Origin of the sequence: Xanthomarina sp. F2636L, assembly GCF_026410195.1 — a bacterium.
Classification (GTDB): domain Bacteria; phylum Bacteroidota; class Bacteroidia; order Flavobacteriales; family Flavobacteriaceae; genus Xanthomarina.
Genome location: NZ_JAPMLM010000068.1, coordinates 581,102 through 592,963, shown reverse-complemented (window position 1 = coordinate 592,963; position 11,862 = coordinate 581,102). Strand labels below are relative to the sequence as shown.

Here is an 11,862-nt window from a genome sequence, read left to right as displayed (position 1 = left end):
TTGTTCTTCACTTTTAATAAGATTGGATGAAGAAAACAACGATTTCTCTTTGCTTTACAATTATTTTCACCTCGTTTATTTCGGTCCCTTTAATAATAACTATTATTGATGAATCTGTTGATATATCTATGTTTTATAGTGTAAATGAAGGTAAAAATTATTCCAACAATGAAATAAAGCATAAGGAATTGATATTTTTAGATGGTTACTCCTCTGAAATGATTGTTATAAAACTTCAATTAATGAAACCATTAGATTTTAATTTTATAGATTACTCTCGGCGTTCGTTAGAAACATCATTGCCTCCACCAGAATCTACTTCTTAATATTTGTATTTTTACAGTATGTTATATTAATAAAAAAAGATTATTTCTCTTTCTAATAAGTTTGTAATCAGTTTTTTTTATAAATTAATCAATATAAGACCTTAAATAGATGACAAAAAATGCCATTTTAACCCCATTACAAAAATTTATTAAGATTGAAAGCTTAAGTGGATTTTTGCTTTTAGGGGCAACACTTTTAGCTTTATTATGGGCAAACTCGCCTTGGAGCCATACCTATCAAGAATTATGGCAATATGAATTAGGTTTTACTAGCGAAACCTTTGAAATAGACAAACCATTAATTCTATGGATTAACGATGGGTTGATGGCTGTTTTCTTCTTTTTAATTGGACTAGAAATTAAAAGAGAATTTTTAATTGGAGAGCTCAATTCTACTAAAAAACTCGCCTTTCCATTAGTTGGCGCTATTGGAGGGATGGCTTTTCCAGTGATGTTTTATTTTATTTTCAATCAAAATCCAGAAACTACTCATGGGTGGGGAGTGCCAATGGCTACAGATATTGCCTTTGCATTAGCTGTACTTAATATACTTGGAAATAGAGTGCCATTAAGTTTAAAGCTATTTTTAATGGCATTTGCTATTGTGGATGATATTGGTGCCGTTTTGGTAATTGCTATATTTTATAGTGGTAGTATTGAAGTAAGTTTACTTCTAATTGCCTTAGGGATGTTAGCTTTATTATACTTTATCTCCTACAAAGGTCTTTATCTAAAATATCTATTCCTTGTTTTTGGAGTAGTTATTTGGATCTTATTCCTAAAGTCCGGAATTCATCCAACCCTGGCCGGGATTTTATTGGCTTTTTCAGTACCAATTCAACAAAACATATCCACAAAGTCTTTTGTTAATAATTTAGAAACCATTACAAAAAACTTAAAAGAGGCATCTATCTTGCAAAAACCCATTCTTTCTACAGAACAGATTGCTCAAATGGATAACCTTCAGGATTGGACCAATAAATACCAGTCGCCATTACAGCAATTGGAACATAAATTACACGATTGGGTCGCCTTTATAATAATTCCAATTTTTGCTTTGGCAAATGCAGGAGTTGCTTTTGATAGTGCGTATGCTATAGATTGGAGTCTTGTAGTTACACTTATGTTAAGTTTAATTTTAGGAAATAGTGTTGGTGTAACTACCATAGTATTACTAGCCAATAAAATAAAATTGATTACCATCCCATCAGATATTAATAAAACACATATTGTGGGCGTGGCTTTTCTAGCTGGTATAGGTTTTACCATGGCTATTTTTATAGCAAGTTTGGCTTTTAGATCGACACCTGCTTATGTAGATTCAGCTAAAATAGGCATTCTATTAGGCTCTTTGGTTTCTGCAATTATTGGATATTTTATCCTACGCTATAATTCTAATAGACCAAATACGGTAACTAGATTGTAATAATTAATGGAAATTATTAAAACATCATATAGTGAAAGAGAAGGTTTCACTTTATGATGTTTTTTCATTTTTAGGCTTTTCATCTATATTTAATTCTAAATTGATTTCATTTGTTTTTCAGCATATTGAAATTAATTCTTTTTTTATGAGCATTTTTAATTAATTTTAAAGACTTTTTTAAAGTGAAGCTGCGCGCAACTTCATTTTTAAATAATATATAAAACACTATTAATGGAATTAGAGAAAGTTTTTAAAAACAACGAAAAATGGGTTAAAGACAAATTAGCCGTTAACTCCGAATTTTTTGAAGAATTAGGTAATGGACAAAATCCAGAATTATTATTTATTGGATGTTCTGATAGTCGCGTTGCGGCTGAAGAATTAATGGGTTTAGGTCCTGGCGACGTGTTTGTACACAGAAACATTGCCAATATGGTTATAAGTATTGATTTAAATGTGATGTCTGTGGTTAATTACGCAGTAGATCATCTTGGAGTAAAGCATGTAATAGTTTGTGGACACTATGCTTGTGGGGGTGTAAAAGCTGCTATGCAGTCTGCCGATTTAGGAATCCTTAATCCGTGGCTACGTAACATTCGGGATGTCTATAGACTTCATAAGGAAGAATTAAGCAATATAGAGTGCGATGCTAAACGCTACGATAGATTAGTGGAACTTAATGTGCAGGAACAATGTGTCAACTTAATTAAAACGGCAGCCGTACAAAGAGCCAATAGAGACAGAGGCTTAAAAGTACATGGTTGGGTTTTTGATGTTCATTCAGGAAAACTTATCGATTTAAAAATTGACTTTGATAAATACCTACAAGACATTATGGAGATCTATCATTTAGAATAACAAAAAAGCCACTTTTAAAGTGGCTTTTTTGTTTTGTATAATTGTGAAATTTCTTTTTTTATTCCAACAAGCTATAAACAAATTCCGGATAACCACGCACGCCTTCAGCATTAGTTAAAGCTAAAAATTGAAGTTTGTACAAATTGCCGTCTGTGTCTTGTAATACATAAAACATATTGTCTTTTAAAGATGGTAAACTAGATGGTCCCCCACCATTTCTCCAAGTACCTCCAATGGTTCTTTGATCGTTAAATACAAAATTAGAATTATCAACATCGGCTAGCGTGAAGTTTTCGTAGGTATAAGAAGTATCTTCAGTATTTAAACTATATACAGCTGCACCTCCTTTGGTGTTATGTGTTACAAAATCGCTATAACCATAAGCTCCATATCCTTCAATTTCATTAGTAAAAACGGTAAAGTTTAAATCCCATTGAGACTTTACTGGCTCCACAGATACTTCACTTTCTGTATTAAAACTAAAAAAGTTGAAATTGAAATCGCTACTCTTAGTAATAGTTACTTCTTGATGTGTGCTGGCATCTAAATCGGCATATTGTAGTACATAATCGTTTCCGTTTTTTAATACACGTATTTTCATCCAACCTCTTGGGTCACCGTTTACAGCAACAGCACCATTGGCTGGCGTGGTTGTACCAACTTTATAACCTAGATTTAATAGATATACGTTGTTTTGAGAATCTGTATTAGAAATGGCTTCTATAGCTGTTCCATTTATGTTTCCACTAGGCGCATCTATAAAATTGGCAGTTTCTGCAGCAAAGGTTCCAACAGCAACTCTAGTCTGTAAATCTTGAACTTCAGGACTGCTTGAATTTACGGCATCTATGTTGTTTTCTGTTAATTTTGCCGTAGCCATATAAATAGATCCATTTATCGCTACTCTAAATTCTGATCCAGTATAGAAACCTAAATCCCAAGTATCACGCTGCACAGTTGTTGAGGTATTTGTGCTTAAATCGATATAAACTTGGTTTTGTTGGTTTGGTCCACCAACTTCTGGCGTTACTTGTGCACCTTCAATAATTACATCTATAGGTCCAGATGGTTCGTTGTTGTCATCACTACTGCAACCAAAGCTGCTAATTAGTAATACTCCACAAAGGAGTGAGGAAAATTTGTTTGTCATAATAATTGATTTTAAATATTTAATGTATATAATAGTTTTAAGTAAAATGAACGTCCGTAGCCCAAAGTAAGATTGTCGCTACTGGCGTTATGAGATCCTGTGCTGGCATTAGAATTTCTAATATCTACAGAGGTTATGTTCAATAAGTTTCTAGCTCCAAGAGTGACTTGAAAAGCGTCTTTGAAAAAAGACTTTTTAAGAGAAGCATCCAACCAAGTGTAACCATCTAAAGTTTCAGTGCTAAAGGTGGAATTTCCATTGGCATCTGTTCCTGAAGCGACGTAATCTTCTTGCGCGCCATTATATTTATAAAGCATGGTTAAAAAAGTATCCCATTTCTTTAGATGGTAAGTGGCACTAGAATTTATTTGAAATGCATATAAAAAATCATCATTAGCATTCACTTCATTTTCTAATCCTCTTGAAACCCCTTGCAAAGTGGCGCCTAAATTCAAGTTCCAGTTATTAGATTTTATAGAGTTGTTTAAAGTAAGTCCCCAAAGCCTGTAGCTATCTATATTTATGTACTGATATTGCAACGGGCTGGTGTTTACAATGGCGAGATCAATTTTATCTTTTAAAGAGATATAACTAAATTTTAATTCATTTTGAAGAGATATATCATCAAACCAACTACGTTTTTTTAAGTTAATAAAAGCGGTATATCCATTTTCTGGATTTAAGTTTTCATTTCCTCGTACATCGTGATTAGAGTCTACAAAGTAGTAATAGAGTTCTTCAAAACTTGGAGTTCTATAAGAACTTCCAACATTTGCCCGAAGTTCAAAACCATAATTCATTAAATACCTGGCACTTAAAGAACCTAAAACTTTAGATTGAAATTTAGAATTGTATTCGTAACGTAATCCTGGTCTTAGAGATAGCTTTTGATTAAATCTATATTCTGCAGAACCATATGTGGATAAATTATAAATAGAATGGCTTTTAGCTAATTGGCTATAATCTCCAGTTGCTTGTGTGTCGAACCCATCTATAAATCTCGTTTCATAGCCTAACTCAAAGTTGAATTTGTCGTTTTTAATAAGATTATTTATCGTACCATTAGAGAAAAATATTTTAGTAGATTGGTAAGTTTCATCTGTTTCGTTGGTTTTCTCGTGACTTAAAATATAGTAATTGAACTTATTTAAATCGCGCTGTTGTTGTTGATATGAAAAAGATGCCTTGTAGTTGGCTCCAGAATTTAAATGTCCAGAGATATTTATGTTATTTACAAACCTGTTGGTTGTAAATATTTTGTCGGTAGCAGAAGGATTCGAAGTTTGCGAAACAATATCTATGTTAGGCCTTACTGTAGCATCATAATAGTTAAGAACTTCATGAAAATAATCAAAACGATAATTAAATTTAAACTTCTCCGAATGATAATTAATTAAAGAATTGGTATTAAATTGTGTTTTTGGTAGCCATTCGTACCCTCTTAAACCATCATTTTTATAATAACCTTTTCCTTGCTTATTATCTAAATAGCCTGCAAAATGATTGCGATTAAAACCTAAACGGCCATACCATTTTTCATTAAAGTTATGAGACAGGTTTATAAGTTGAATATGTCTGCCCGCATCAAACCATGCGTATTCGTCTCCAACAGTTTCTTCCTGGATGCCTCCTTGAATTTGCCAACTAGAATCAATGGATTTTTTGGTAATTATATTAATAACACCAGAAACGGCATTCGCTCCATATTCCACTCCCATAGCACCTTCAACTATTTCTATGCGTTCTATGTCGTCTAGGTTGACTTGGGTTAAATCTATGTTGTTTCCAAGGCCATTATCGCTAACTAAAGGAATATTGTCTATTAAAATATTGAAGTATTGCGCATCTAAACCAAAAAATGAGATACTAGATTTTCCTGTTTGAGAACTTGGAATAATGGTTAGATTTAAATTGAAATTCAACAAATCTGCTAGATTATTTCCGGCTTGATTTTCAATTTGTTCTTTATTTATAACAATCACATTATGAACGGATTTCTTGATGGATTGTGGATTGTATTGTCCCGTAATTACAACTTCATTAAGTTCTTCGGTCTTGGTAGAATCAACAGCTGTCTCTTGTGAAAAAACTATGGGACTTAAAAAAAGTGAAAAATAAATTAGAATTTTATTTTTATTTAGACTCATTCTTGATTAAATTTGCTGCAAATATAAAATCTTATTTTAAATCAGTCTAAATAAGAATAGATAAATTTTAAATAAATAATTCACTTAAAAAGAAAACCCTAGTAATGAAACGATTATCACTCCTCACTTTTTTATTAGTCGTAGTTATTTTTCAAACTCAAGCCCAAAACAAAAAGAAACAAGATCAAAAAGCCATAAAAGACATGTGTGGTTGCTACGAAGTGGGCTTTAATTTTACTGAAACGTTCGAGTATTCTGGAGACTCAACTTACATTCCTTCTAAAACGAAACACGATAAAGCATTAGAATGGGTAGAATTACTTCAAAATGATGCAGATAAAATTGTCATGCAACATATTTTAATTGTTGGTCGTCCAGATAGTCCACATATTGTTAAACATTGGCGTCAAGATTGGGAATTTGAAAACACAGACTTATATGTTTACGATCATGATAATAAATGGGAATATGTTAAGCTTCCAAAAAAAGATGTTAAAGGACAATGGACACAAAGAGTATTTCAAGTAGATGATAGTCCTCGTTATGAAGGTTCTGCCTCTTGGGTACATGTAGATGGAAAAAGTTATTGGGAAAATACCACGGCTGCACCTTTGGCAAGACGTGAATACACAACACGTAGTGATTATAATGTGCTAATTAGAACCAATAGACATGAAATTGTTTCTAATGGATGGATTCACGATCAAGACAACGACAAAGTAATTCGTGAAGAAGGAAAAGAAGACATGCTTCTAGCACAAGAAAAAGGTCATAATACCTATGTTAAGATTGCTGATGAAAGATGCAAAGCAGGCCAAGATTATTGGAAAAAAAATAAAGAAAAATGGGCTGTTGTTCGTGCTAAATGGGACCAAGTTTTTGCTAGAGACACTAATTTAATCTTAGAAGAAAAAGTTGATAATAAAGTGATGTTTAAATATATACTAGACGACGAAAACTATAAAACTGCTCAAGAAATCAATCCAATTATAGACGCTTTTGTAAAATCTTAATAACATGACATATTTCAAACAAGTAACCCTGGTTTTTATATTTATTTTTGGAGTACAATTAATAGCTCAAGAAAATATATTCTTAGAACGTGAGTTTTGGAGTTCCAACCCAAGTATAGAAACTATAGACCAGAATATTAAAAAAGGTCATGATATTTCTCAGGCTAATAGTAATAATTTTGATGCTGTGGTATTGGCAATTCTACAAGATGTTTCATATGATACCTTAGAATATATACAATCCAAACCTGGAAACGATGTTAATAAACTAACCCACGACGGAAGAACCTATATATTTTGGGCAGCTTATAAGGGGAATGTACCGTTTATGGAATATCTCTTAAAAAAAGGAGCTAAAACAGATGTAACAGACGATAAAGGCAATACCATTTTAAATTTTGCAGCTGGCTCAGGGCAACAAAATACTCAAGTGTACGATCTCTGTTTAGCACATGGTGCCAACCTAGAAAAAGACCTAACTCCAAATGGCGCTAACGCGTTATTGCTTGCAGCTCCTTTTGATACAGATTTTGTGCTTATCGATTATTTTACTTCAAAAGGATTGAGCATAAATAGTGTAGACTCCGAAGGAAATGGCGTTTTTAATTATGTGGCAAAAACAGGAAACATAGATTTATTAAATAAACTGTTAGAAAGAAACATAAAAGGAAACGATCAGGCTTTTGTTTTTGCTGCTTATGGAACTCGAGGAAAAACCAACGGAATAGAGGCTTATAAGTTTTTAGAAAGTACAGGTCTAAACCCTAATACTAGAACAAAGGAAGGCATTAGTCCGTTGCAAATTGTGGCAGCCAGAAATAAAGATGTGTCTATAACAAACTATTTTATAGAAAAAGGTGCAGATATTAATCTAGCCGATAAAAATGGAAATACAGCTTTAATTCATGCAGCAAGTAGAAACAACCTAGAGGTAATATCAACTTTATTAAAAGGAACTAAAGATATTAATTGGGTCAACAATAAAGGACAGTCAGCTTTAAGTCTGGCCATTGCTAATAATTCTGCTAAAGTGGTTAGTTTTCTAATGGAACATAAAGCCAATGTAGAGGTTTTAGATACCAACGGAAACCATTTAGCATACTATTTATTAGATGCTTTTCCTTCAGATGACTTTCAAGAAAAAGTAAAACTTTTAAAAACACAGGGATTCGATATTAGTAAAGTTCAAGAAGATGGTAATACCTTATATCATTTAGCAGTTTCTAAAAATAATTTAGAACTCGTAAAATGGGTTTCTCAGTATAAAGTAGATATTAATGCTAAAAACAAGGAAGGCAATACAGCGCTTCATTTAGCAGCTATGAGTGCTACAGATATGGAAATTCTAAAATACCTTATAGAGCAAGGAGCAAAAAAGAAGGAACTCACAGAATTTGAAGAAACAGCCTTCGATTTAGCTTCAGAAAACGAAATTTTATTAGCGAAAAAACTAAATTTTGATTTTTTGAGTAGTTAGTTGGTTATTAGGCCTGCAAAGCAGCTATCATAAATGTTAAGCCATTTAAAGCTTTGTGGGTTTAATTTGAAGTCATGGTATTACTTAATGAATCTAATAAATCCTCAATATTAAAATGAAAATTAAACAATTTATACTTATAGCTATTGCCACATTAGGTCTTTTGTCTGTAAGTACTTTTTCTGAAACTACTAAGTACAAATGCATGATCCAAATGACTAATTATACAGGTGAAGCTGCCTATGTAATTATTTCATTGATTAATCCTCAAGGAGAATATGAAAAAACGCTTTATGTTCAAGGAGACGACGACGAGTGGTATCACGATATTTCTGATTGGTGGAACTTCTACGGAAAAAAACGTACAAATTTAGATGCAATTACTGGAGCAACAATTGCCGGAGGCGCTAGAACCATTAGTGTAATCGATATTGATGATTCTAAAATTGATGCTGGTTACAGCATTCGTTTTGAAACAGCCGTTGAAGATCAAGAGTACTACACCAAAGATGTGGAGTTCCCATTAACTACAGAAAATGTAAAAAGTAAACAGGACGGAACAGGTTTTATTCGTTATATAAGAATGATGCCTAATTAGTTTTTACTGAACAAACACAAATAAACATGACCATTTCCATTTGGAGATATAGCCATCTTGCGTTGGCTGTATCTTCTTTTGTTTTTATTCTCTTAGCATCTGTAACTGGAATAATTCTGGCATTCGAACCTGTTTCAGATAAGCTGCAACCGTATCATGTGGCAGATCTTAATACATTAAGTTTAGCTGAAACAGTTACGGTTTTCAAAGATAATTATCCCGAGGTTATAGAACTTCAGGTAGATGCTAACAACTTTGTTTTTGCATCGGTTATTACTAAAGAGGGCAAAAGCTTAAATGGTTACTTTAATCCAGAAACAGCACAATTTCTTGCCAATAAAAAAGAACCTTCTAAGTTTTTTCAATGGGTGACTAATTTCCATCGTTCTTTGTTTTTAAAAGGAACTGGTCGGTTTTTTGTTGGGTTATGCTCTTTTATTTTGTTTTTAATAGCTGTTTCTGGGTTAGTTTTGGTTGTTAAAAGACAAGGGAGTTTCAAAAAGATATTTTCAACTGTTGTTAATGAAAATTTCAATCAATACTGGCATGTGGTTCTTGGACGTTTGTCTTTAATTCCTATTATTATCATCACCCTTACTGGGGTGTATTTATCCTTAGAAAAATTTAATGTTTTACCCAAAGTAACCACGTCTCATAACATCGATTTTGATGCTATTTCTGAAACTCCAAAATTGGACTTCTTCCAGTTTCCTGTTTTTAAAGACATAAAACTGTCTCAAGTTAAAGCTGTTGAGTTTCCTTTCTCAGAAGATGTAGAAGATTACTTCACTATAGAATTAAAAGACAGAGAAATTTTGGTAAATCAGTTTACAGGAACTATTTTAAGTGAAGAGAAATATCCTTTGGTTAGCTTTTTCTCTAACTTAAGTTTAAATCTTCATACGGGTAAAGGCAGTATTATTTGGTCTATAATCCTGGCTATTGCAAGTGTCAATATCCTATTTTTTATCTATTCTGGATTTGCTATGACTTTAAAGCGAAGGAAAGCGAAACTTAAAAATAAATATAAAAAAGATCAGGCAAAGTATATTATTTTGGTAGGCTCAGAAAACGGAAGCACAATACCGTTTGCCAATGCTTTATATAAACAATTATTGCAAGCAGGAGAGAAGGTTTATATTTCAGAATTAAATAAGTATACAACTTATAAAAAAGCCAAACACCTCATTGTTCTTACGGCCACTTATGGACAAGGAGAAGCCCCAACCAATGCTGATAAATTTTTAAAACTGCTAAAAACAACCAAACAAAACAAAAAATTAGCATTCTCTGTGGTTGGATTTGGCTCTCTGTCTTACCCAGATTTCTGTAAGTACGCTTTTGATGTTAATATTGAGCTTAACGATTATTTTAAAGAAGAATTAGCACCATTTACCATTAACGATAAATCGGTTGAAGCTTTTGAAAAATGGACACAATTGTGGGCTAAGACTCAAAGTTTAGAATTTAATATATCTAAACAAGATTTAGTAGTAAAGCCTAAACTCTTAAAGAAACTAAAAGTTGTAAAAAGAACCGAAGCAAAAACAAACCCGGACAAGACATTTCTAATCACCTTAAAACCTAAAAAGACATATCGTTTTAAATCTGGCGATTTGTTGGCAATATACCCCAATCACGATTATCGTGAGCGCCTATACTCTATAGGAAAAGTAAACGGAAATATGCAATTAAGTGTGAAACATTTTGAAAGAGGTTTAGGGTCAAATTACCTAAATAATTTAGAGCTTAAAACCAGGTTTAAAGCGAGAATTGTTAAAAATAGTCAGTTTTATTTCCCTAAAAAAGCATCTCAAGTTGTTATGATTGCTAATGGAACTGGAATTGGTCCATTTTTGGGAATGCTTCACGAAAATAAAAAGCAAATAGAGACTTATTTGTATTTGGGTTTAAGAACTCAGGCGTCTTTTAATCTGTATCAAAAACAAGTAGAAGATTTTATTTCAGATAAGAAATTAAGGAAACTGGAAGTGGCATTATCTCAAGAAGCAGATAAAACCTATGTTCAAGATGCTTTGTTTAAAGATGCTAAATTTATTACAAAATCGCTTCAAAATAATGGCGTTATTATGATCTGTGGTTCTTTAGCCATGCAAAAAGGTGTGTTAGGTGTATTAGAGAAAATTTGTGCTACTTATAATAACAAACCTTTGGGGTATTATCAGAATAGGCAGCAACTAAAAATGGATTGTTATTAAACGTCTTGATTTTCCTCTTTTTGTTCGTGTAATTCTAATTCTTCAGCTTTTATAACAAACGGAAATATTAAAGGTACTACAGATTTTACTGGTTTGTATAGCACGGTGTTCTCGGTATGTTCTTCATCCAAAAAAGGAATAGTGGTGTTTAATTTGTCGAAGATATTAATTAGAACGCTTAAAATTAACGTCATTTTTAGAACTCCAAAGAAAGCCCCTAGTATTTTATTTACAATTCCTAAAGCAGCAAAATCTGCAAGTTTAGTCAAGGCTTTTCCCGCTAAAGCAATGGCTAGAACAATCACAATAAACGTGATGGCAAAAGCTGTAACATTAATGGTCTTTTCGTCCCAATCAACTTGATTTGTCAACATTTCAGCAGCATAAAAACTAAAATGAATGGCGCCATAAATTCCAGCTATTAAAGCGACTAAAGATGCTACTTCTACAAAGAAACCTTTAAGAAACCCTCTAACCAATCCGAGTAACAAAAAGCCTAATAAAATAATATCAATAACACCCATAATATAGATTTAAATCATGTTTCCTTTTTAACTAACAACGAAAACATCCGAAATTAGTATTTCTACTGATTTCTAGTAACGAAAATAAAAAAAATTAGCGTTTTGCGAAATTCTTTATTTTTGT

The 11,862-nt window shown here is 32.4% G+C and carries 10 protein-coding genes; 7 read left to right on the top strand and 3 right to left on the bottom strand.

Annotated features, from left to right (window positions below; genetic code table 11):
• Positions 1–26 precede the first annotated feature (26 nt).
• From OS191_RS10055 to OS191_RS10045, 3 genes are all read left to right on the top strand, one after another.
• Positions 27–326, top strand: a complete 300-nt coding sequence (locus OS191_RS10055; protein ID WP_267155562.1) for a hypothetical protein — start codon at positions 27–29, stop codon at positions 324–326.
• A gap of 109 nt (positions 327–435) precedes the next feature.
• Positions 436–1,752: a Na+/H+ antiporter NhaA gene (gene nhaA, locus OS191_RS10050; protein WP_267155561.1), complete on the top strand. Its 1,317-nt coding sequence runs from the start codon at positions 436–438 to the stop codon at positions 1,750–1,752.
• Positions 1,753–1,983: 231 nt separating this feature from the next.
• The gene (locus tag OS191_RS10045; RefSeq protein ID WP_267155560.1) at positions 1,984–2,610 is read left to right on the top strand and encodes a carbonic anhydrase; all 627 of its coding nucleotides are present in this window, start codon (positions 1,984–1,986) and stop codon (positions 2,608–2,610) included.
• Between the two features lie 58 nt (positions 2,611–2,668).
• Here OS191_RS10045 and OS191_RS10040 read toward each other — a convergent pair whose 3' ends face one another.
• Together OS191_RS10040 and OS191_RS10035 are read right to left on the bottom strand one after the other, a co-directional pair.
• Positions 2,669–3,760 carry an HmuY family protein gene (locus OS191_RS10040; RefSeq protein WP_267155559.1) on the bottom strand — a complete coding sequence of 364 codons (1,092 nt, stop codon included), beginning with the start codon at positions 3,758–3,760 and terminating at the stop codon, positions 2,669–2,671.
• Positions 3,761–3,771: 11 nt separating this feature from the next.
• On the bottom strand, positions 3,772–5,907 hold the full coding sequence (locus OS191_RS10035; RefSeq protein ID WP_267155558.1) for a TonB-dependent receptor plug domain-containing protein: 2,136 nt from the start codon (positions 5,905–5,907) through the stop codon (positions 3,772–3,774).
• Between the two features lie 104 nt (positions 5,908–6,011).
• Between OS191_RS10035 and OS191_RS10030 the strand changes: the two genes are divergently transcribed.
• From OS191_RS10030 to OS191_RS10015, 4 genes are all read left to right on the top strand, one after another.
• Positions 6,012–6,920, top strand: a complete 909-nt coding sequence (locus OS191_RS10030; RefSeq protein WP_267155557.1) for a DUF6607 family protein — start codon at positions 6,012–6,014, stop codon at positions 6,918–6,920.
• 4 nt (positions 6,921–6,924) lie between these two features.
• The gene (locus OS191_RS10025; protein ID WP_267155556.1) at positions 6,925–8,397 is read left to right on the top strand and encodes an ankyrin repeat domain-containing protein; all 1,473 of its coding nucleotides are present in this window, start codon (positions 6,925–6,927) and stop codon (positions 8,395–8,397) included.
• Between the two features lie 115 nt (positions 8,398–8,512).
• Positions 8,513–8,995, top strand: a complete 483-nt coding sequence (locus tag OS191_RS10020) for a DUF2271 domain-containing protein (protein WP_267146887.1) — start codon at positions 8,513–8,515, stop codon at positions 8,993–8,995.
• Between the two features lie 26 nt (positions 8,996–9,021).
• Positions 9,022–11,214, top strand: a complete 2,193-nt coding sequence (locus tag OS191_RS10015) for a PepSY domain-containing protein (protein WP_267155555.1) — start codon at positions 9,022–9,024, stop codon at positions 11,212–11,214.
• On the opposite strand, the gene OS191_RS10010 is transcribed toward OS191_RS10015, so the two are convergent.
• Positions 11,211–11,738 carry a CvpA family protein gene (locus tag OS191_RS10010; RefSeq protein ID WP_267155554.1) on the bottom strand — a complete coding sequence of 176 codons (528 nt, stop codon included), beginning with the start codon at positions 11,736–11,738 and terminating at the stop codon, positions 11,211–11,213. The genes OS191_RS10015 and OS191_RS10010 overlap by 4 nt on opposite strands.
• Positions 11,739–11,862: the final 124 nt, after the last annotated feature.